A 20,544-nucleotide genomic window follows, 5' to 3' on the forward strand; every position below is an offset into this window, starting at 1 on the left:
CGGCCGGACGTGGCCCCCGAACCGGCGAGGCGCGGGGAATCTCTCCGCCCGCCCGCCTCCTTGTAAGGTCTCAGGCGCATGAGCGCACCCGTTCGAACAGTGAGGTTGACGTGAGCGAGTTCTCCCAGCGATCGGTGCTGGTGACCGGCGGCACCGGGTCCTTCGGATCCACGATGGTCCGCCACCTTCTCGAGCGGGACGCGCGAGAGGTGCGCATCCTCAGCCGCGACGAGCTGAAGCAGGACGACATGCGACGCCTGGTGAACGACAGCCGGGTCTCCTTCTACCTCGGCGACGTGCGTGACCGGGACAGCGTCGAGCGCGCGACGCGTGGCATCGACTACGTCTTCCACGCCGCCGCGCTGAAGCAGGTGCCGTCCTGCGAGTTCTTCCCCCTCGAGGCCGTACGCACGAACGTCCTGGGCTCGGCCAACGTCATCGAGGCGAGCAACGCGAACGGTGTCGAGCGCGTGGTCTGCCTCGGCACGGACAAGGCCGTCTACCCCGTCAACGCGATGGGACACAGCAAGGCCCTCATGGAGAAGACCGCCCAGGCCTTCGCCCGCAACAACCCGACGTCCACGACGGTCGTCTCGACGGTGCGCTACGGCAACGTGCTCCTGTCCCGCGGCTCCGTCGTCCCCCTCTTCGTCGAGCAGCTGCGCGCCGGCAAGCCCATGACGGTCACCGACCCGGGCATGACCCGCTTCCTCATGTCGCTGGACGAGGCGGTCGACCTGGTCGACCACGCCTTCCGTGCCTCGAAGCCCGGCGACCTCTTCATCCGCAAGGCGCCGGCCTCCACCATCGAGACGCTGGCCAAGGCGGTCGCGCGACTCTTGGGAGCCGAGGACCGCATCGAGGTCATCGGCACCCGGCACGGCGAGAAGCTCTATGAGACCCTTGCCACCGAGGAGGAGCTGCACCGTGGGTCCGACCAAGGTGACTACTTCCGCGTGCCCGTGGACTCCCGCGACCTGAACTACAGCCAGTACTTCGAGGAGGGCGACGTCGTCGAGCACACCGGCGACTACCACTCGCACAACACCCAGCGCCTCGACATCGACGAGGTGTGCGGCGTGCTCGAAGGCCTCCCCGCCTTCACCCGACTGCTGTCCTGATGGACGCGACCACCGTCGCGGCCGCCGCCCTCGCATCGGTCGTCGTCACGGGAGTCGTCGCCGCGCTGCTGCCGCGGCTGGGTGTGGTCGACGTGCCGAACCACCGGTCCTCTCACGCCCGCCCGGTTCCGCGTGGCGGGGGGATCGGCGTCGTGGCCGGTCTGCTCACCGGGTTGCTGGTGAGCGCCCCGGACCAGCAGCTGGCCATCGGCCTGGCGGCGGCTGTCGCGCTGGCCGTCCTCGGGTTCGTCGACGACGTGCGCTCGCTGCCGGCCCTGCTCCGGCTGGTGGCCCAGGTGGTGGTCGCGGCGCTCGCCGCGGCCGTGCTCGTCCGTGCGCTCGACATGGACCTCGCGGTGGGGATCACCGTCACCGCAGCGGCGACGCTCTGGCTCACCGGATACGTCAACGTCTTCAACTTCATGGACGGCTCCAACGGTCTCGCCGGACTCAGCGCGCTCATCGCCGGCGCGACCTTCGCCTGGGTTGGCTGGGCGGAGTCCGAGCCGACGTTGCTCGTCGGCGGCTCGGTGCTGCTGGGAGCAGCCGCGGGGTTCCTGCCGTGGAACTTCCCCGTGGCTCGGATCTTCCTGGGGGACGTCGGCAGCTACTCCACGGGCTTCCTCGTCGCCTGGCTTGGGCTGGTCGGCGTGCTGACGACCGACCGCTACGCCTGGTGCCTGGCGCCGACGGTGCTCGTCCTGCTCGACACGAGCCTGACCCTCGTGCGGCGTGCCCGGCGGGGCGAGTCCCTCATGGAGGCACATCGAGAGCACGTCTACCAGCGCCTCACCACGGTGCCGGGATCACCACTCCCGGCGATCGTCACGGCGTTGTTCGGCGCCGCCTTCGTCGCGAGCGCCGCACTGCCCCCGATCGCACTCGCGGTCACGTGGATGATCCTGGGCGGCGCGTATGTCGCCATGCCACACCTCGTCGGGCGCACGAGCAGCGTCAACGCCTGATCCGGCGATCGGTGCCCGCTCAGGGACCGACGATGTCCGCCAGCATGTGCTCGACCGCCGTGAGTCCGCGGGCGAGGGAGAACTCCTCCTCGTAGCGTCGCCGACCGGCGCTCCCCCACTCGGCGAGCTGCGTGTCCGTCGCACCGGCGAGGGTGTCGAAGGAGTCGATCAGCCCGTCGAGGTCGGTGGCGCACAGACCGCCTCCGGAGTCGCGCACGACGTCGGCAGCGTCGCCGGACCCGAACATGACCACCGGGCGCTCCATGGCGAGGACGGCGGGGAGCTTGCTCGGCATGGTGATGCGGAGCAACGGCGTGTCGGCCAGCGAGACGAGGTGGGCGTCGGCGGCGGCGCCCAGCCGGCCCATCTCCTCCGGTGCCCACCTGCCGAGGAAGTGCACGTTGGTGCCACCGAGCTCGTCGACGAGGTCGCGGAGGCCCTGCTCGGCGATGCCCGACCCGACGAGGACGAGCTGCAGTCCGGTCCCCGCCACCGCCACGGCCGCTCGCACCGCGACGTCGAGCTGCTGCACGTGACCGATCGCGCCGGCGTACATCACGATGCGGCCCGAGTCGCGCAGGCCCTCGGGCAGCACGCTCCGGTCGTGGGGTCGCGGACGGAAGACGTCCTCGTCGACCCACACCGGGCAGTACTCCACCTTGGCGGGGGGCACCCCGCGGGAGACCAGCAGGTCTGCCTGGCCCCGCGAGGTCACGGCGATGCGCGACGCCTCGGCGTACCCGCGTCCCACGACCCGGTCGAGCGCCGAGCCGACCATCCGTCCCACGCGTCCCCCGACCATGCCGCTGTCCAGCACCGAGTCGGGCCACACGTCCATGATGTGCAGCAGGTAGGGCAGGCCCCTGCGTCGGCGCTCGCGCGCGGCCACCAGAGGGACCGTCCCCGGCGAGTTGAACACCCAGAGGGCCTCGCGCGACTCCAGTGCCGACCGTGCCGCCGTGGCGGCCGACGCGGCGAAGGAGAGGTAGTTGAGGCCACGGGGGACGGCTCGGCCGTCATGGCTGGGGAACAGCGGGACCCGGTGCACCACCACGCCGTCCGGGAGCCGCTCGTGGCCCCGCCAGGCCTGGGTGTATCCCGGGTAGATCGCGCCGGTGGGGTAGTTGGGGAAGCCCGTCAGGACGCTGACGTCGTGCCCGCGCGATCGGAGACCGGACGCCAGCACCGTGGGGACGAGTGCGCCGCCGGGCTCCGGAGCGAACCACTGCGTCAGAAGACCGATGTCGATGCTCGTTCCCCCTCGGACGTCCCACTGCGGTGACCGCTGCTGCGAGGCAGCAGCTCGACTGCGGATAGCATCGCACGACGCCGAACCCACTCCGAAGGTGACCAACAGTCGTGCCTGACGCCCACCCCGCCATGTCCGTCCTCGTGCTCGGTGCCACCGGCATGCTCGGACACGCGCTGATGCACGAGCTGGGCTCACGGCCCGACCTCGACGTGCACGGAACCGTTCGTTCGCTCGAGGGGGTCCCCGCCACGTTCGCCGAGACGTTCGGAGACAGGTTGACCTCCGGCGTCGACGTTCGCGACCGCAGCTCGGTGCACGAGATCCTGTCGTCTCGTCGCCCGGACGTCGTCGTCAACGCGATCGGCGTGATCAAGCAGGTGCCGACGGTTGCCGACACGGCACTCACCGCAGAGATCAACGGCCTGCTGCCCCACGTCCTCGCGCAGGCCTGCACGGAGAGCTCGTCCCGGCTGATCCACCTGAGCACCGACTGCGTCTTCTCCGGCCGCCGCGGCGCCTACGACGAGTCCGACGTGCCCGACCCCATCGACTTCTACGGTCGCAGCAAACTGCTCGGCGAGGTCGTCGCCGAGCCGCACCTCACGCTGCGCACCTCGATCATCGGCCCCGAGCTCACCGGCAAGGCCTCGCTCGTCGAGTGGTTCCTCGCGCAGCGCGGCACGACCGTCCGCGGCTTCCGGAAGGCGATCTACAGCGGGCTACCGACCGTCGAGATGGCCACCCTCATCGGCGACCTGATCGTCTCGCACCCCGACCTCACCGGGCTGTGGCACGTGGCCTCCGACCCGATCGACAAGGACGCCCTGCTGCGACTGGTGGCCGAGGCGTACGACTGGGCGGGAGACATCGTCGCCGACGACGCCTTCGTCATCGACCGCTCGTTGCGCGCCGACCGGCTGCGCGAGGAGATCGGCTACGCCCCGCCGGACTGGCCGCGGCTGGTGCGTGACATGCACGCGGCACACGTCCGCTGGAACGAGCTGGAGCCGGTCCGGTGAAGGTCATGACCGTGCTCGGCACGCGCCCGGAGATCATCCGACTCTCGCGCGTCATCCCACTGCTCGACGAGCTCTGCGACCACGTCCTGGTCCACACCGGCCAGAACTGGGACGCGAAGCTGAGCGACGTCTTCTTCGCCGACCTCGGCGTGCGCAGGCCCGACCACCTGCTCGGCATCTCCCGCGGCTCGCTGGGCGACGCGCTCGGCGACGTGCTGAGCAAGTCCTTCGCGGTGATCACCGAGGAGCGACCCGACGCCTTCCTCGTGCTGGGCGACACCAACAGCGCCCTGTCGGCGGTGATCGCGAAGCGGCTGCACGTCCCCGTCTACCACATGGAGGCCGGCAACCGGTCGTTCGACGAGAACGTCCCGGAGGAGACCAACCGCCGCCTGGTCGACCACATCGCCGACTTCAACATCGCCTACACCGAGCACGCCCGACGCAACCTGCTCGCCGAGGGCCTGCACCCCCGCAAGGTCGCCGTCACCGGCTCCCCCATGCGAGAGGTCCTCGACCACTACGCCCCACGGATCGCGCAGTCGACGATCGTCGGCGACCTCGGGCTCGAGCCCGGGGCGTACTTCATGGCGAGCGCGCACCGCGAGGAGAACGTCGACACCGCCGAGCGGCTGACCGCGCTCGTCGCCTGCCTCCAGGGGCTGGCGGAGACGTTCGACCGGCCCGTCGTGATGTCGACCCACCCGCGCACCCGCAAGCGGCTCGAGCAGCTCGGCCTCGATCCCGCCGACCAGCGCGTCCGGTTCCTCGAGCCGTTCGGGTTCTTCGACTACATCGCTCTGCAGCAGTCCGCCGCGTGCGTGATCTCCGACAGCGGCACGATCTCGGAGGAGTCGGCGATGCTCGACTTCCCCTCCGTCACCCTGCGCGACTCGATGGAGCGGCCGGAGGCCCTCGAGGCCGGCACGGTCCTGATGTCGGGGCTCGATGCCGACGAGCTGGTCCGCAACGTGCGGGCCGCGATCAGCGCTCCCTCCCGCGCGGTCCCGTCGGGTTACGACGTGCCGGACACGGCCCGCCGGACCGTCAACTTCATCCTCTCGACCGCCGCCCGGCAGCACGAGTGGTTCGGCGTCCGACCGCGATGACCGAGCCGTCGACGACCCGGCGGTCCTCGCCGGGCGGCTACGCCGTGAGCGACTCGCTGGCCGCCGCCGGCTTCGTGGCCGACCCACGCATCGCGCTCGTCGAGACGGCCCGGCCCGGCCGGACGCCGTACGACGCCGTCGTGTGCCAGAACGCCTGGAACTTCCTGCCGCGCGACCACTACGCGCGCCTGGTGACCGAGTACGCCCCCCGCCGCCGGGCGCTCTACCTCGCGCGGCGGCGCGTGGCGGCGCACAACACCCGACGTGCCCGCACCAACGTCGTCCTCTCCACCTACATGCGCGACCTGCTCGCCGCCCGCGGACGGCGTACGACGCTCGCGGAGGTGACCCTGCCCTGGGATCTCTGCACCGCGGACGACGTGGCCTCGGCCGGCGCTGGCTCCCTCCGCGCGGCCGCCTCGTCGGCCACCGGACTGCCGCCCGTCCACCGGCCGTTTGTCCTGGTGCCGGGGACGCTCACCTGGTACAAGTCGCCCGGCTACGCGCTCGACCTCCTCGCCCGGATCCCTGCCGCGGAGCGGCCGCTGCTGGTCCTGGCGGGCACCGACGACGGGTCCGGCTGCGCGCAGGACACCCGCTCCCGGGCAGCCGCCGCGGGCATCGAGGCGTGGATCGGGCCTGCCGAGCGACCGACGATGAAGTGGCTGCTCGCCCACGCGCAGCTGACGCTCGTCCCGAGCCGGCTCGAGAGCCTCAGCTTCAGCATGGCCGAGGCGCTGCTGCTCTCGCCGCGCGTGGCGGCCCTGCCCATCCCGGTGCACGGCGAGATGGTCGAGCGCCTCGGTCGCCGACCGGTCTGGCTGACCGACGACCCTGCCGCCGTCGACCTCGACGAGCTGCTGGCGCCCCTGGAGCCGGTCGACCCCGTCGACGTCGCACCGTTCCGCGCGCAGTGGTTCGAGCTGGCGGGGGTCCTGAACGAGGCGGGCCGCGCATGACCGGCGTCGCAGTGCTGGGCGGCAGCAGCCCGCTCGTCCCCTACCTGCTCGAGCACCTGCCGCAGGACGGGTCGGTCACCCTGGTCTCGCGCAGGCTCGCCGCCGCCCCGCCGACCGCCGCCACCACGACCTACGCCGACGCGCCGGCCGACCTCGACGTCGCTCGCGCGGTCAGCCTGATGCCGGTCTGGGAGCTGCCCGCCTACTTCGACTGGCTCGCGGAGCGGGGTTGCCGCCGGCTCGTCGTCCTCTCGTCGACCAGCAGGTTCACCAAGACCGCGTCTGCGCGTGCGCACGACCGCGACCTCGCGGCGCGACTCGCCGGGGGTGAGGACGCCGTCGAGGCCTGGGCCGCCGACGCCGGCGTGGCCCTGACGATCCTGCGGCCGACGATGGTCTACGGAGGCCCCGCCGACGGCAACGTCTCCGAGCTGACGCGGGTGCTGCGCAGGTTCCGGGTGGTGCCGCTCGTCGGGTCGGGCTCGGGCCTGCGCCAGCCTGTGCACATGGGCGACGTGGCCGCGACCGCTGCGCGAGCACTCCTGGCGGACCGCACCCCACGCACGGCCTACGACATCTCCGGCGGAGAGGTGCTCGCCTATCGCCGCCTCGTCGACCGGATCCGCGGCACGGTGCCGGGCCCGACCCTGGTCGTCCGCGTCCCCGGGTGGCCGTTCCGGCTGCTCGAGCGGACGCTCCCCCGCTCCCGCAAGGCGTCGCTGGCGGCCGGCATGGTCGACCGGATGGGCACCGACATGGTCTTCGACCACAGCGCGGCCGCGGCTGACCTCGGCCACCAGCCGAGGGCCTTCACGCCCGGGGTGTGAGCAAGTCAGTGCGGCGGGCCGATGACCGGCAGGTCCGAGTGCGACCCGGAGAGGTGCTGCTGGAGGGCCACCCCCGCTGCCGCGATGTCGGGCAGGTCCGACTGGGTGTGGTCGTGCTGGTAGTAGCCGCGCTTGGTGACCCGGTAGAAGAGCCCTCGCGCGCGGACCAGCACCTCGCGGCCCACCGCGACGCCGAAGGTCGCCCACGTCGTGACGCGACGCGCCACGGACATTCGCGCGACGTTGCTGCGGAGGCTTCGCATGATCGTCCCCCGGTGGTGGTGGTTGTGCACCAGCGCCTGCGCGTGGAGCCGGGCCATCCCGAAGTGCGACTTCGTGGCGGTCTCGCCGAGCGCGTCGAGCGTGGCGAGCGCGGCCTGCGCCCACACGGTCTGCACCGCGTAGAACGGAGGCACCTCGTCCGGCCAGGTGGCTGCGAACGCCGCGGTCTGCGGCGTGTCCTCGAGGGTGCCGACGTGCTTCTTCATGCCGCTGCGGCCGGCCCCGCTGTTGGCCGAGCTGCCCGGCAGGAAGACCGGGTAGTCGAGACGTACCAGCCTGCTCACGACCGTCGCGAGGCCGACGGCACCCGAGATGTCCGGGCTGGTGCCCACGAAGTGGGCGCCTGCGCGCTCGCGCAGCAGCTCGAGCCTGTCCCGGCGCACGACGCCGTAGTAGATCCGCGGCAGCCGGCCGAACTCCTGGAAGCCGCCGCGAGCGGTCCTGTCCAGCTCGCGGGCGACGACGACCTGCTCCCACTCCCCGGTGAAGGGCCGCACCGACAACCGGCCGGCGTCGGCGTCGCCGTAGTAGAGGTGTCGGAAGTCGGGCCAGTTGTACGCCGCGGGCGTCGACGGGGTGAGCGCCTCCCAGCCGAGCCGGTCGATCATCCGGGTGCAGTCGAGCAGCTGGGGCAGCACGCCGTCGTCGTCGCCGATGATCGTGACGTAGCGCCCTCGGGCCAGCGAGACGGCCTTGTCGAAGGTCTCGGCGAACGACTGCGGCGGAGACGTGTAGGCGTAGCGCAGGCGCGGTTCGCCCCTGAAGCGCAGGGCCACGTCGTCCCAGGCGTGGGGGTCGTCGCTCGTGTCATGCACCACCACCTCGAGGTCGTCCCCCGACTCGAGCACGTTGGCGATCGAGTGCACGAGGGTCGCCATCCGGTTGCGGGTGGGGATGACGACGGACAGGAGCGGCCCGTCAGGATCGGGGGTCATCAGGCTTCCCTTCGGGTCAGGACCGGCCACACCGGGCCGTGACGGAGGTGGACGAGGCCGGCCGCACCGAGGGCTACCAGGGCCGAGGCCGCGACGAGGAGGCCGGCGGCGCCGAGGCGCGGCATCGCGACGAGTGTCACGGCGACCAGGACAGTGGCGACGAGACCGAAGGCGGCGTCCCGGCCGGACAGGAGCGTGGACCAGCCGAGGTCGCGGTGGGCGAGGAACGCCTGGTTCATCACCACGCCCGCGACCACGAGGCCGAGGGCGACCGCGGCGGCGACACCGATGCCGCCGAGCAGCCACCCGAGCAGCGTGCCGAGGACCGCAGGGACGGCGATCATGAGGTAGTTGGCGACGACGTTGGCCGCGAACCTGTTGGTGGTCACGCTGATGAAGTACGCCGGCCCGCTGAGGGCGTTGGCCAGCCAGCCCAGGCAGAGCACGACGCCGAAGCCGACCAGGGCCGGGTCGGTCTCGCCGAAGACGAAGGCCCCGAGCGGGACGAGGACGATGAGCGCGGCGGCGAAGGCGGTCACACACAGGGTCCACGCCGCCCGGAAGAGCTGACGGAACACCGACGCATCCTGCAGCCCGCCGGACGCCGAGCGGAACGCGACCAGAGGGACGACAGCCTGGTTGGCGGCCAGGACCACGGCGTTGACCTGCTGCATGAGCCGGTTCACCACCTCGTAGGTCGCGACCGCCGAGAAGCCCGCGAACGCCCCGAGCAGCAGCTTGGCCAGCGGCTCGAGGCCGAGGGCGGGCAGTGTCATGACCTGGAGCTTGAGGTTGAACGTCCGCACCTCGCGCCACAGCGACGGCGCCCAGCGCCATGTCGCACGCGACGGGCGGCACTCACGCACGACGAGCGCCACGAGGACGAGCACGACGAACGACTGCTGCACGAGCGCGGCCAGGGCGAGGGACACCGCCCCCTGACCGGACAGGGTCACGGCGACCACGACGTAGAACACGAGGGAGGCCGCGATCACGACGGCGCTGCGGACGTGGGCTTGGCCTAGCCCGTCGACCAGCCCCTGGACGGCGGTGGACACGGGAGTGACGACCGCCGCGGCCACGACCACCGGCACCAGGCGGGAGGCGACCTCGGCGAGCTCTGGGTCGAGGCTCGCCCCGTAGACCTCCAGCCCGACGAGCAGGCCCACGGCGACCACGAGGCTGCCGCCGAGCGAGACGCCGACCGAGGTCACGGCGACCTGCAGCCGGGCGGCCGCGTCGCCCTCGCCGGCCGCGCGTGCCATGTGGCGCGCGGCGCCGCCGGCGAAGCCGAGCGTCCCGACCTGCGTCAGCGTGCCGAGGGCGAACAGGGTGGCGTAGAGGCCGAACTCCTCGCGCGTGACCTCGGTCAGGGCCAGTCGGTAGGCCAGGAGGAGCGTGGCCCCGACGACCACCACCTGCGCGGCCGACAGTGCTCCGTTGCGGAGGGTCCGTCGGCTGGAGTAGCGCGCGGCCGTCGTCACCGACTGCTCAGTGCTCGTCGACGAAGGCGGGCGTGACCAGGGTGTCCGGCGCGACGGCCGCGACGGGGACGCGACGGATGAGGGCGTGCTCGGTCGGCTCGGCGGCCTCCTGCTCGCCGAAGAGGGTCTCGTGCAGCTTCTCGCCCTGCCGCAGACCGGAGAACACGATCTCGATGCCCGAGGCGCCGGAGAGCTCGATCATCCGCTTGGCGACGGCCAGGATCTCGACGGGCTCGCCCATGTCGAGCACCATCGCCTCGCCACCCTTGCCGAGCGCACCGGCCTGGATGACCAGCTCGCACGCCTCCGGGATGGTCATGAAGAAGCGCGTCACGTCGGGGTGCGTGACGGTGACGGGACCGCCCTGGGCGATCTGGGTGGTGAAGGTGTGCAACATCGAGCCGCGGGACCCGAGGACGTTGCCGAACCGCACGGAGATGTAGGGCAGGCCGGTCTCGTGGGCGTACCAGGCCGTGAGCTGCTCGGCGAGCCGCTTGGTGGAGCCCAGCACGCTCGAGGCGTCGGCGGCCTTGTCGGTGGAGATGTTCACGAAGCGCTGCACGCCCATCTCGCGGGACAGCTCGAGCAGGTTGAGCGTCCCGAGCACGTTGGTCTTCCAGCCCTCGGCCGGGAAGCGCTCGAGCATCGGCAGGTGCTTGAGCGCGGCGGCGTGGAAGACGATCTCGGGGCGCACGTCGGCGAAGATCGCGCGCAGGCCCTCGGTGTCGCGGATGTCGACGAGGACCGTCTCAGGCGTGTCGAGCATCCCGTGGCCGTAGATCGAGAGCTGGACGGCATGGAGGGCCGACTCGTCGCGGTCGAGCATGACCATCGTCGCGGGTCCGAAGCGGCGCAGCTGGCGTGCGAGCTCGGAACCGATCGAGCCGCCCGCCCCGGTGATCAGCACCCGCTTGCCGGCGATGTAGTCGGCGATGGAGCTGACGTCGGTCTTGATCTGGTGGCGGCCGAGCACGTCGCTGATCTCGACTGGACGGATGTCGCCCGCCTTCACCTGACCGCCGATCAGGTCGCCGAGCCGGGGCAGGACGAAGACCTCGAGCCCGGCCGCTGCGGCGTCCTTCTGCACGCGGTCGACGAGGTCGCCGGAGGCGCCCGGTACGGCCAGGATGACGGCCTCGGCACCCGACGACTCCGCGACGTGCGCGAGGTCGGCGCCGGGGCCGAGCACCGGCACGCCGTGGATGCGCAGGTGCCGCTTGCCCGGGTTGTCGTCGAGGAAGCCGACCGGGGTGAGGGCCGGCGTGCGGTCGGAGCGGACGAGGCGCAGGACCTGGCGGCCGGCGTCGCCGGCGCCATAGATGAGGACGGGGCGCCGCTCGTCCGTGCTGTGCCCGGCGCCGCGCGAGCGCACCGCGCGGTAGCACCAGCGGCCGGCGGCAGCGCCGACCAACGCGATCGGCGGCGCCAGCACCGGGAGGCTGCGAGGGAGGTCAGGGTTGAGGAACGGTGCGGTGACGACCATGACGGCCGCGACCCCGAAGAAGTGCAGGGCCAGCCCGAGGGCCTCCTCGAAGGAGCCCACGAGGAAGCGGCCGCGGTAGAACTTGGTGGCCGCACCGACGACCAGGAGCAGCAGCCACGACAGCACCAGGTAGCGGAGGACCGCCTCCCACTGGACCTCGGTGATCCGGAACGAGTAGCGCAGCCCGATCACGAAGAACGCACCCAGGGTCCAGCACAGGACGTCCCAGAGGGCGAGGGTGCTCCTGCGTATCAACCCGTTGCTCAACATTCCGTGGTCCCCGTCGGTCGGTGCGTGGCTCGCGGGACCCACCAGCTCCGATCCCGTGCAGACAATCCGGACCTGATGCTATCCCGGCGCGCCGGGATCGCTGGGATCGCGACGGAGCCGTCGTACGCCCGCAGATCCGGCCGGCGGTCGCCCTCAGTCCAGCTGCGTCGCGATCCACTCCTGCAGCGACGCCACGCCGTCACGCAGGCTGACCCGCGGCTGCCAGTCGAGCTGGCGGAGCGTCGTCTCGACCGTGCAGGAGGCGTGCCGGACGTCGCCGTCGCGGTACTGGCCGGTGACGTGGGGCTCGGGCGCGGAGTGGTAGCGAGCGATCTCGCGGGCGAGGTCGCCGATGGTCGTCTTGACGCCGCTGCCGATGTCGACCGTGCGCATGTGGTCGGCCGGCTTGTGGGCGATCGCGGCGACGAGGGCGCTGACGACGTCGTCGATGTAGACGAAGTCGCGGGTGATCTCGCCGTCCTCGTAGAGCGGGATCGACCGGCCCTCGCGAGCCAGGCGCGAGAAGAGGGACACGATGCCGGTGTAGGGGTTCGACAGCGACTGGCGGGGGCCGTAGACGTTCTGGAGCCGCAGCACCGACAGCCGGGTGTCGTGCGAGCCTGTCCACGCCGCGAGGATCTGCTCCTGCGCGAGCTTGGTGGCGCCGTAGACGTTGATCGGGTTCGGGTGGGTGCCGGCCACGGAGTTGGGCACGTGCGCCGCCCCGTCGCCGTGGTCCCACGTGCCCGCCTCGAGCTGGGCGTGGGTGCGCAGGCCGGGCTGGAAGGTCGAGCCGTCGCGGTTGCGCCACACGCCCTCGCCGTAGACCGCGCGCGAGCTGGTCAGCACGAAGTGCGACGGCACGTGGCCGGCACGGGTGAGCGCGTCGAGGAGCTGGGTGGTGCCGACGACATTGACCATGCCGTGGCGGGTGCTCTCCGAGAGCGACTGCGCGGTGCCGGTCTCGGCGGCCAGGTGGACCACCGTGTCCGGGCGGAGGTCGGCGACGACGGCGTCCAGGTCCTCGGCGCTGGTGACGTCGCCGACCCGCAGGTCCACCGACGCGGGCAGGTCGGCCGGCGGCTCCGACCCGGGGTGCACCTGGGGGTGCAGGTTGTCGAGCACGGCCCACTGCTCGGTGGAGTCCGCGAGCTCGCGCGCCAGGGTCGTACCGATGAAGCCGGCGCCGCCCGTGACGAGCACCCGGCCGCCGGCCTGAGGAGAGGAAGCCATGGCCCGACCCTATGAGACGGACGACGAAACCCGGGTGTCACGCCCCGCGCCGGGTGGCAGACTCGCCCGCATGACGCTGCAGCCCCGCCTGCTCCCGCCTCCGGTCGCCTGACCGGAGCGGTCCGCCGCTCCGCACCGAGCCTTTCGTCCCGACTCGCCCGACGGAGCGTCCCAGCATGCCCACCCTGTCCAGCACGTCCCCCTCGCAGCACCGCACCACCCACCTGCGCGGCCTCGTCGAGGTCGCCGCCGCCAGCGTCCTGTGGGGCACCGGCGGCCTCGCGGTCCAGCTCATCCGCGAGCAGGACCGCCTGTCCCCCGTCACCATCAGCGCGTGGCGGATGGCGATCGCCGCCGCCGTGCTCCTCGGGGCGCTCCTCGCGCTCCGGCGGGGCGGCGAGCTGCTCGAGCTGGCCCGCGCCCGCCCCCGCCAGCTGGTGGTCGTGGGCGTCGGCACCGCCGCCTACCAGGGCTTCTACTTCGTCTCCGTCACCCAGGTCGGGGTCGCCGTCTCGACGGTCGTCAGCCTCGGCCTCGCGCCGGTGCTGCTGACCGTCGCCGAGTCCGTACGCCACCGGCGGGCGCCCGCGCGCGGGCGGCTGACCGTCCTCGTGGCGGCGCTGGCCGGGCTGCTGCTGGTGAGCGTCGCGGGCCACGAGTCCGCGACCGGCCCGGCCCCCGTCGCCGGCGTGCTGCTCGCGGTCGCGTCCGGGACGACGTACGCCCTCACGACGGCGGCGGGCGGCTCCATCAGCCGTACGACGTCCCCGCTGGCGCTGACCTCCGGGATGACCCTGGTGGGAGCGGCCGTGCTGCTGCCGTGCCTGGCCCTCGTCGACGGGCCGCGGGTGACGACCAACGCGGCCGCGCTGGCGTGGCTGGCCTACCTCGGGGTGATGACGATGGCGCTGGCCTACGTGCTGCTCTACTCCGGGCTGCGCGTCGTCGCGCCGAGCACCGCCGTCACGGCCAGCCTCGTGGAGCCGGTGACCGCCGCCGTGGTGGCGGCCGTGGTGCTCGGGGAGTCGCTCGGTCCGGCCGCGGTCGTCGGCATCCTGCTCGTCCTCGGAGCGGTGGCCGGGCTCGGCCGGCCGGCCGCCGCGGCGGGGCCGGTGCTGCCCGACCCGGACCCGGGCCGCGGCTGAGCGGTGCTCAGCTGGCGGCGGTCGGGTAGAGCACCTGCACGGTCACCCAGTCCACGAACATGCTGTGCCGCGAGCCGCCGGGCAGCATGTGCTCCGGCTCGACGTCCTTGTTGGACAGCCGCAGGTGGAACGGCACGGCGTTGCCGGGCACGCGGCGGGCGTCGGGCGTGGAGTCCACGGTGTAGGCCTGGTTGCCCGAGCCGTCCTTGGCCTCGTAGTGCACCTGCTCCCCACCGACCGTGAACTCCGCGTGGTACTCCCAGAACGTCTCCCACGGCTTCGCGCCGTCGGCGAAGGCCTGCCCGACCGGCCACAGCTCGGGCGAGAGGCCGGCGGCGCCGCACTCGTCGACGTCGTTCTCGACGCTCTCGTCGTAGCAGATGTGCGAGCCCAGCTGGGCGCCCGCGACCTTGCGCGGGCCGTAGCTCTCGATGACGTCGATCTCGCGGGGGTCGACCGGGTTGGGGTGCTGGACCCACAGCGCGGCGTAGTTCCTGCTCGTGTCGGGCATCACCAGGCTCGCCGACACCCGGACGCGCGTCCCGGCCGGGAGCATCCACCCGGGTGTCGAGCGGATCTGGGCGACGTGCCCCACCTCGAGCTGGCCGAGGCCGTTGAGCGCGGCCGCGTTCCAGTTGGTCATGTGGTGCCACTGGTCGGGCCAGGTGCCGGCGGGGCCGTCGAAGTGGTCGGCGAAGAGGGTCTCCCACGCGGGCGGCGCCGGGGTGGGTGGCGCTGCCGTGGGCGGCGCGGTGGTCGGCGGCGCCTCGGTGGGGGCCGTCGTGGGCGCCGTCGTGGCGGGCGGTGCCGCGCGCCGGGGGCCGGACACCTTGGTGGGCCACGTGCCCGGGCCCAGGCACGCCGTGGCCAGGAGCAGCAGCGCGCCGACCAGCACCGCTGCGCGCCAGGCCGTCCTGCCACCCACCTGATGGCGCGCGAGCCGGGACATCAGCCTCCCCCAGGATGGTCAGTGGTGTCGGTCGGGTGACGGGACGGGTGTCGCGATCCTCGTCCGGCGATGCTACGCATCCGCGACAAGGGATGGTCGGAGGCTCAGCCGACCGTCGTCAGCAGCTGCGTGGCGCGGGTGAGCACGACGTAGAGCGTGGCGCGGCCGGTGGCGGACTCGTCCTCGATCTCCTGCGGGGAGACCACGACGATGCCGTCGAACTCGAGGCCCTTGGTGTCGAGGCCGGTGAGCACGACGATGCGGTCCTCGCCGCTCGGCGTGACGCTCGAGTCCACGGCCGCCCGGGCGCCGGCGGCGTCGTCGGCGACCTCGGACCACGACGCCAGCCAGGCGTTGACCTCGGAGCGCCGGGCGACCGGCACGACGATGCCCACGGTGCCCTCGACCCGGCGGCTGGTCGACACCACGGCCTCGCGCACGGCAGCCTCGAGGTCGTCGACCGGACCCACGACCCGCGGCTCCTCGCCCGTGCGGCGTACGGCGTCGGGCAGGTCGGCGTCGAGGCCCACGCGGCGGGCGTAGTCGGCGGCGAACGCGTAGATCTCGGCCGAGTTGCGGTAGTTGGTGGACAGGTGGAACTCGTGCAGCTCCTTGCCCTCGAGGGCCTCGGCGCGCGCGGCGGCGGCCTCGGGGGCATCGGGCCACGAGGACTGCGCCGGGTCGCCGACGATCGTCCAGCTCGCGGTGCGACCGCGCCGCCCGACCATCCGCCACTGCATCGGCGTGAGGTCCTGCGCCTCGTCGATGAGGACGTGGGCATAGCCGTCGTCCTCGATCCGGTGGGTCGGCGCCGACCACGCGAGGCCGCCGGGGGCGTACTCGCGCTCGGAGATCGTGGTGAGCTCCTGGAGGTCGACCCCGCCCTCGAGCAGGCCGGTCTCGTCGAGGTCGCGCTCGTCGTCGGTGCGCTGCGGGACGTCGCCGATGGCGTAGCGCAGCTCGTCGAGCAGCGGCACGTCCTCGATGGAGAGCTCGCCCGCGGCCCACGACTTGGTGAGCAGCATCTGCTCCTCACGCGTCACCACGCCCTCGCCGACACGGGCCAGGAACTCGGGGTCGCGCAGCCAGCCGAACACCGTGCGGGCGTCGAGCGGCGGCCACCACGCGCTGGCGAACTCGACGAACCCGGCGTGGCCGAGCATGTCGTCGTCGAAGGCCTCGCGGCCGCGCTCCTTGCCGCGCTCGCCCGTGACCTGGCGCCACATGGCGTCGAGCAGCGTGCGCGCGACGCGGGGCAGCTGGCGGTTGCGGCGCCCCTGCGACATCAGCTGGCGGCGCAGCCGACCGAGCAGGCCGGGGTCGAGCACGATGGTCTCGTCGCGCCAGTAGATGCGGAAGCTGGTCGGCGCCCCCGGCGCGTGCTGACGGGCGGTGCGCCGCATCAGCTCGGCCATCTTGGTGGCGCCCTTGACGTCGGCGACGGCCGGCTCGTCGTGGCGGCTGGCCCGGATGCCGCCGACGACCTCGCCGAGCGAGCGCAGGGCCACGGCCGTCTCGCCGAGGCTCGGCAGCACGCGCTCGATGTAGCGCATGAACACGCCGCTGGGGCCGACGACGAGCACGCCGCCACCCTCGTAGCGGCGGCGGTCGGAGTAGAGCAGGAAGGCCGCGCGGTGCAGCGCGACGACGGTCTTGCCGGTGCCGGGGCCGCCGGAGATCGACACGACGCCCTTGCCCGGTGCGCGGATCGCCTTGTCCTGCTCGGCCTGGATGGTCGCGACGATGGAGTGCATCGAGCGGTCGCGGGCGCGCGAGAGCTGGGCCATCAGGGCGCCCTCGCCGACGATCGGCAGGTCCGTCTCGGCCTGGTCGTCGAGCAGCTCGTCCTCGACACCGATCACGGTGCGGTGCAGCGAGCGCAGCACCCGGCGGCGTACGACGCCCTGCGGGGTCGCGGCCGTGGCCTGGTAGAACACGCCGGCGGCCGGCGCACGCCAGTCGATGAGCAGCACGTCGCGGTCGGCGTTGCGCACGCCGATGCGGCCGATGTAGCGCGGCAGCGAGTCGATCGACGGGTCGAGGTCGAGGCGGCCGAAGACCAGCCCCTCGTGGGCGGCGTCGAGCTGGGCGATCCGCTTGGCGGCCTGGAAGACCATCGCGTCGCGCTCCACGAGGCCGCCCTCGTGCTCCAACCTGCCGCGCTGGTGGCCCTCCGCCGCCAGCGCCCTGGCGCTGCGCGTCGACGCCTCGAGCTGGACGTAGACCTCGTCCACGTAGGCCTGCTCAGCCGCGATCTCCCGCGCTTCGAGCTGCTCGCTCACTCCCGCTCCTCATCCCCCACGAATCGCCCCGCGGATCCCCCGCGCACCACTGCCCCTGCTCCCCGGGCAGACCGACAAGCGTACCGGCGAGCACCGACCATCGCCGACTTACCGACGAACGGCGGCACCACCGTCGGCGCGGGGCCGGCGGTGTTGGATGGCCTCGAGGACGGCACGAGCGACGGCACGGAGGACGGGCGGACCACGACGTGGAGCACGAGCAGGCGCGGGGACGCACCCGGTGGTCGCCCGCTGTCGCCGGCGCGCTCGTCGCGGCGCTCGTCGTGGCGCTGCCCCGGCTGCTGGCCGAGGACGAGCCGGCACCGACCGGCGTGCGGCCCGTGTGCGTGGACTCCCCCGACGCCCCCGCGGGCGCGATCGGCGAGCAGGAGGCGACCTGGGTGCGCTTCTGCCCGCTCGCCGACGAGGGGGCCGCGCAGCGCGTGCGCCACCCGCAGGGCGTCATCACCGGCGGGCTCGCCGCCTCGGTCGCGGCCACCCTGGCGCAGACGGAGGCCGGACGCCCGGTGTGCACGGCGGGCGCGGCGACTCCCGGGCCCACGGGCCTGTTCCGCATCGAGGTCGGCCTCGCCGACGGCCGCGTCGCCGAGCTGGACGGCGACACCGGCTGCAGCACCCGCGACGAGCTGCTGTTCAGCCAGCTCGAGACCACCCTGCTGATGGAGGCGGCCGCGGGCAGCGGCCCGCCGTCGGCCGCGCCGGCGCCCGTCACCTGCCCCGAGCGCTTCACGACCACCGCCACCAACCGCGACGGCGCCTCCGCCCCCCGGCTGGCCGGCGACCCCGCCACCGTCCCGCTCCTGCCGCTGCCGGCCGTCGCGGTCGACGTCTGCGCCTACTCCGGGAGCGGCGAGGTGCGCCGGCTGGCGGACCAGTGGCAGGTCGGCCCGCCGACGTCGGAGCAGGTCCGCGCGGCCGCCACCCTGCAGCACGTCCCGGGCGCGATGGCCGACTGCGAGCCCGCGCCCGGGCTGACGTCGTACGTCGTCGTCCTGACCGACGCCACCGGCACCGCCCGGACGCTCACCCTCGACCCGACCGCGTGCTCGCCGCTGCGCGCCGCGGTCGGCACCCCACCGGTCGACACGCACCTCGGCCTGGCGACCCGGCGACTGGTCCGCCTCGTCGCGCGCAGCGGTCCCTGACCTCACCACGTCGGCGTCACCACACCAGCACGACCGCTCCCACCGCGCAGACCACCGCCCCGGCGGTGCGGACCTGGTCGGCGAGGCGGAGGCCGCGCAGCAGCTCGGGTCGCTCGGCCGCCGGGGCGGTGGCCAGGCGACCGTGGGTCGGCGCCGCCACCGCGGCTGTGGTGAGGACCGCCACGGCGCCGCCGGCGAGCGCGAGCCAGGTGCCCTCCGCCCCCGGCTCGACGACCGCGGTCCAGGCGAGCAGCGCCACGAAGGGCAGGTAGATCACCGCGACCAGCGGGGTGATCCGTCGCGAGTGCCGCTCGTGGGCCGTCGCCCAGCCCGCGTCCGGGACGTCGGCGAGCGCCGGGTAGACCACGAGGGCGACGGTGAGCTGGAAGCCGAGGTGCGCCCCTGCGACGAGGAGCAACCACGGGGCGGGGCCGGACAGGGTCATCCGAAGGCGTCCGCGCCCAGGTCGTGCTCGCCCGCGGCGAGCGCGTCGACGATGCGGCGGGCCACCTCGGCGGGGTCCTTGCCGGCCGGCAGCCGCGGCGCGGCGCCGGAGATCGGCCGACCCGCGAGGCCGGTCTCGGTGTGCGGCGGGCGTACGTCGACCACGTCCACCCGGCTGCGTCGCAGCTCGGTGCGCAGGGCGGTCGTGGCCGCGCTCAGGGCGGCCTTGCTCGCCGAGTAGGCGGCCATCCGCGGGAGCGGCTGCTCGGCGACCACGGCGCTCAGCTGCACGACCCAGCCCTGCGACTCCTCGAGCAGCGGGAGCACCCGGCGCAGCAGGAAGAGCGGGCCCACCACGTTGGTGAGGAACAGCTCCTCGACGACCTCGTCGGGGGTCTCGACGAGGGATCCGAAGGCCACGACGCCGGCGGCGTTGACCAGCCCGTCGAGGCCACCGAGGTGCTCGCGGGCCGCGGCGGCGACGGCGTCGCCCGCCCGCGCGTCGCCGAGGTCGGCCACCACGGGCGTGCCGGTGCCGAGGGCCGCCAGCCGGTCGGCGTCGCGACCGACCACGAGGAGGCGGGCGCCACGTCCGGCGAGCTCCGCGACGAGGAGCGACCCGAGGGCGCCGCTCGCGCCGACCACGGCGATGCGGGCACCCGACAGCTCACGTGCGGCACCCGTGCGTTGCTCGGCCATGACGTCCTCCTCGGCAGGTCTCACCTGCTTCTCCGCCGGAGGAGGCCGATCGGATGCACCCGGGGCCGGTTGCGCCGCTACTTCTTCCGCGACAGGAACGCGGTCATCGCCTCGCGCGCCTCGTCGCTGGCGAACAGCCGCGCGCTGGTGGTGGCCATCTCGTCGCCGAGCGCGTCGATGCGGGCCACGAGGTCGCGGTTGAGGATGCGCTTGGACTCGCGCAGCCCCTGGGCGGCCCCGGTGGCGAGGCTCGCGCAGATCGCGGCGACCTCGTCATCGAGGCGGTCGGCGGGCACCGTGCGGGTCACGAGGCCGTACGCCGCCGCCTCGGCGCCGCTGAACACCTCGCCGCCGAGCGTGGTGAGGGCGGCCGCGCGGGGGCTCATCCGGTGGTGGACGGTGAGGCTGATGATGGCGGCCGCCAGCCCCAGCTTGACCTCGGTGAGCGCGAAGGTCGCGTCCTCGGCGCTGACCGCGACGTCGGCGGCGGCGACGATGCCGATGCCGCCCGCCCGCACCGCGCCGAGGTTCTTGGTGACCACCGGCTTGTCGAGGGTGGCGATGAGCCGCTGGAGGTCGACGATGCGCCGGGCACCCACCTCCATGCCCTCGGTGGTCGCCTCGGCCAGGTCGGCGCCGGAGCAGAACACCCGGCCGGAGCTCTCGACGAGCACCACGCGGACGTCCCCGTCCTCCCCCGCCCGCTCGAGGTGGGCGACCAGCTCGGTGACCAGCCGGCGACTCAGCGCGTTGCGGTTGGCGGGGCTGTCGAGGGTGATCCTGGCGACGGAGTCCGCGACGGCGTAGTGGACCAGCTCGTCGTGGACCGCCTCGTCCCGGACCAGTGGGGTGGGCGCATCGGTCATGGCCGTCATCCTGCCGCACCCCCCACCCCCACCCCGCACCCCATCCGTCGGGGC

General features: G+C 73.3%; 18 protein-coding genes. 8 read left to right on the plus strand and 10 right to left on the minus strand.

Translation table 11 applies throughout. From position 1 onward, the window contains the following. Positions 1-110 precede the first annotated feature (110 nt). Positions 111-1,121, plus strand: a complete 1,011-nt coding sequence (locus HN031_RS06180; protein ID WP_172267739.1) for a polysaccharide biosynthesis protein — start codon at positions 111-113, stop codon at positions 1,119-1,121. Next, positions 1,121-2,086 (plus strand): glycosyltransferase family 4 protein, encoded by a 966-nt coding sequence (locus HN031_RS06185; RefSeq protein ID WP_172267741.1) that lies wholly within the window; start codon positions 1,121-1,123, stop codon positions 2,084-2,086. The genes HN031_RS06180 and HN031_RS06185 overlap by 1 nt, the downstream gene beginning before the upstream one ends. Before the next feature lie 19 nt (positions 2,087-2,105). Here the strand turns inward: HN031_RS06185 and HN031_RS06190 are convergent, their stop codons facing one another. After that, entirely contained in the window at positions 2,106-3,272 is a 1,167-nt protein-coding gene (locus HN031_RS06190) for a glycosyltransferase family 4 protein (protein WP_172267743.1), read from the minus strand. Positions 3,273-3,445: 173 nt separating this feature from the next. Between HN031_RS06190 and HN031_RS06195 the strand changes: the two genes are divergently transcribed. Genes HN031_RS06195 through HN031_RS06210 form a run of 4 tightly spaced genes read left to right on the plus strand, consistent with a single transcriptional unit; the run spans position 3,446 to position 7,252 of the window. Continuing rightward, on the plus strand, positions 3,446-4,357 hold the full coding sequence (locus tag HN031_RS06195; RefSeq protein WP_216652057.1) for an SDR family oxidoreductase: 912 nt from the start codon (positions 3,446-3,448) through the stop codon (positions 4,355-4,357). Between the two features lie 5 nt (positions 4,358-4,362). Further along, on the plus strand, positions 4,363-5,466 hold the full coding sequence (wecB, locus tag HN031_RS06200; RefSeq protein ID WP_172271339.1) for a non-hydrolyzing UDP-N-acetylglucosamine 2-epimerase: 1,104 nt from the start codon (positions 4,363-4,365) through the stop codon (positions 5,464-5,466). Continuing rightward, on the plus strand, positions 5,463-6,425 hold the full coding sequence (locus HN031_RS06205; protein ID WP_172267745.1) for a glycosyltransferase: 963 nt from the start codon (positions 5,463-5,465) through the stop codon (positions 6,423-6,425). The genes wecB and HN031_RS06205 overlap by 4 nt, the downstream gene beginning before the upstream one ends. Further along, the gene (locus HN031_RS06210; protein WP_172267747.1) at positions 6,422-7,252 is read left to right on the plus strand and encodes an NAD(P)-dependent oxidoreductase; all 831 of its coding nucleotides are present in this window, start codon (positions 6,422-6,424) and stop codon (positions 7,250-7,252) included. The genes HN031_RS06205 and HN031_RS06210 overlap by 4 nt, the downstream gene beginning before the upstream one ends. Positions 7,253-7,257: 5 nt before the next feature. Here the strand turns inward: HN031_RS06210 and HN031_RS06215 are convergent, their stop codons facing one another. From HN031_RS06215 to HN031_RS06230, 4 genes are all read right to left on the minus strand, one after another. Continuing rightward, the gene (locus HN031_RS06215) at positions 7,258-8,469 is read right to left on the minus strand and encodes a glycosyltransferase (RefSeq protein WP_172267749.1); all 1,212 of its coding nucleotides are present in this window, start codon (positions 8,467-8,469) and stop codon (positions 7,258-7,260) included. After that, a complete protein-coding gene (locus HN031_RS06220) occupies positions 8,469-9,953 on the minus strand; it encodes an oligosaccharide flippase family protein (protein WP_172267751.1) in 1,485 nt (494 codons plus the stop codon). Before HN031_RS06220 ends, HN031_RS06215 begins: the two co-directional genes overlap by 1 nt. 7 nt (positions 9,954-9,960) lie before the next feature. Further along, on the minus strand, positions 9,961-11,706 hold the full coding sequence (locus tag HN031_RS06225; RefSeq protein ID WP_172267753.1) for a nucleoside-diphosphate sugar epimerase/dehydratase: 1,746 nt from the start codon (positions 11,704-11,706) through the stop codon (positions 9,961-9,963). A 153-nt stretch (positions 11,707-11,859) separates the two neighbouring features. After that, on the minus strand, positions 11,860-12,939 hold the full coding sequence (locus HN031_RS06230; RefSeq protein ID WP_216652059.1) for an NAD(P)-dependent oxidoreductase: 1,080 nt from the start codon (positions 12,937-12,939) through the stop codon (positions 11,860-11,862). A 176-nt stretch (positions 12,940-13,115) separates the two neighbouring features. Here HN031_RS06230 and HN031_RS06235 point away from each other — a divergent pair, with 176 nt between their 5' ends. After that, positions 13,116-14,084, plus strand: a complete 969-nt coding sequence (locus tag HN031_RS06235) for a DMT family transporter (protein WP_172267755.1) — start codon at positions 13,116-13,118, stop codon at positions 14,082-14,084. A 7-nt stretch (positions 14,085-14,091) separates the two neighbouring features. Here HN031_RS06235 and HN031_RS06240 read toward each other — a convergent pair whose 3' ends face one another. Both HN031_RS06240 and HN031_RS06245 read right to left on the minus strand, forming a co-directional pair. Continuing rightward, complete coding sequence (locus HN031_RS06240) at positions 14,092-15,033, minus strand: hypothetical protein (protein ID WP_172265513.1); 942 nt, start codon at positions 15,031-15,033, stop codon at positions 14,092-14,094. A gap of 104 nt (positions 15,034-15,137) precedes the next feature. Continuing rightward, complete coding sequence (locus tag HN031_RS06245) at positions 15,138-17,315, minus strand: UvrD-helicase domain-containing protein (protein WP_172267757.1); 2,178 nt, start codon at positions 17,313-17,315, stop codon at positions 15,138-15,140. A 209-nt stretch (positions 17,316-17,524) separates the two neighbouring features. On the opposite strand from HN031_RS06245, the gene HN031_RS06250 reads away from it, so the two are divergent. Next, the gene (locus tag HN031_RS06250) at positions 17,525-18,481 is read left to right on the plus strand and encodes a hypothetical protein (RefSeq protein WP_172267759.1); all 957 of its coding nucleotides are present in this window, start codon (positions 17,525-17,527) and stop codon (positions 18,479-18,481) included. A 16-nt stretch (positions 18,482-18,497) separates the two neighbouring features. Here HN031_RS06250 and HN031_RS06255 read toward each other — a convergent pair whose 3' ends face one another. The 3 genes from HN031_RS06255 to HN031_RS06265 all read right to left on the minus strand — a co-directional run bounded on the left by HN031_RS06255 (position 18,498) and on the right by HN031_RS06265 (position 20,490). Continuing rightward, complete coding sequence (locus tag HN031_RS06255; protein ID WP_172267761.1) at positions 18,498-18,926, minus strand: hypothetical protein; 429 nt, start codon at positions 18,924-18,926, stop codon at positions 18,498-18,500. Next, positions 18,923-19,624, minus strand: coding sequence for an SDR family oxidoreductase (locus tag HN031_RS06260; RefSeq protein WP_172267763.1), 702 nt, complete (start codon positions 19,622-19,624; stop codon positions 18,923-18,925). Before HN031_RS06260 ends, HN031_RS06255 begins: the two co-directional genes overlap by 4 nt. Before the next feature lie 77 nt (positions 19,625-19,701). Then, the gene (locus HN031_RS06265) at positions 19,702-20,490 is read right to left on the minus strand and encodes an enoyl-CoA hydratase-related protein (protein WP_172267765.1); all 789 of its coding nucleotides are present in this window, start codon (positions 20,488-20,490) and stop codon (positions 19,702-19,704) included. Between the last annotated feature and the right edge of the window lie 54 nt (positions 20,491-20,544).

This window comes from Nocardioides sp. zg-1308, assembly GCF_013155375.1.
GTDB classification, from domain to species: domain Bacteria; phylum Actinomycetota; class Actinomycetes; order Propionibacteriales; family Nocardioidaceae; genus Nocardioides; species Nocardioides renjunii.

Coding starts and splice junctions, on each gene's coding strand:
- HN031_RS06185 (WP_172267741.1), top strand. CDS start 1,121: ATGGACGCGACCACCGTCGCGGCCGCCGCCCTCGCATCGGTCGTCGTC.
- HN031_RS06265 (WP_172267765.1), bottom strand. CDS start 20,490: ATGACCGATGCGCCCACCCCACTGGTCCGGGACGAGGCGGTCCACGAC.
- HN031_RS06255 (WP_172267761.1), bottom strand. CDS start 18,926: ATGACCCTGTCCGGCCCCGCCCCGTGGTTGCTCCTCGTCGCAGGGGCG.
- HN031_RS06260 (WP_172267763.1), bottom strand. CDS start 19,624: ATGGCCGAGCAACGCACGGGTGCCGCACGTGAGCTGTCGGGTGCCCGC.
- wecB (WP_172271339.1), top strand. CDS start 4,363: ATGACCGTGCTCGGCACGCGCCCGGAGATCATCCGACTCTCGCGCGTC.
- HN031_RS06215 (WP_172267749.1), bottom strand. CDS start 8,469: ATGACCCCCGATCCTGACGGGCCGCTCCTGTCCGTCGTCATCCCCACC.
- HN031_RS06240 (WP_172265513.1), bottom strand. CDS start 15,033: ATGTCCCGGCTCGCGCGCCATCAGGTGGGTGGCAGGACGGCCTGGCGC.
- HN031_RS06235 (WP_172267755.1), top strand. CDS start 13,116: ATGCCCACCCTGTCCAGCACGTCCCCCTCGCAGCACCGCACCACCCAC.
- HN031_RS06225 (WP_172267753.1), bottom strand. CDS start 11,706: ATGTTGAGCAACGGGTTGATACGCAGGAGCACCCTCGCCCTCTGGGAC.
- HN031_RS06205 (WP_172267745.1), top strand. CDS start 5,463: ATGACCGAGCCGTCGACGACCCGGCGGTCCTCGCCGGGCGGCTACGCC.
- HN031_RS06210 (WP_172267747.1), top strand. CDS start 6,422: ATGACCGGCGTCGCAGTGCTGGGCGGCAGCAGCCCGCTCGTCCCCTAC.
- HN031_RS06230 (WP_216652059.1), bottom strand. CDS start 12,939: ATGGCTTCCTCTCCTCAGGCCGGCGGCCGGGTGCTCGTCACGGGCGGC.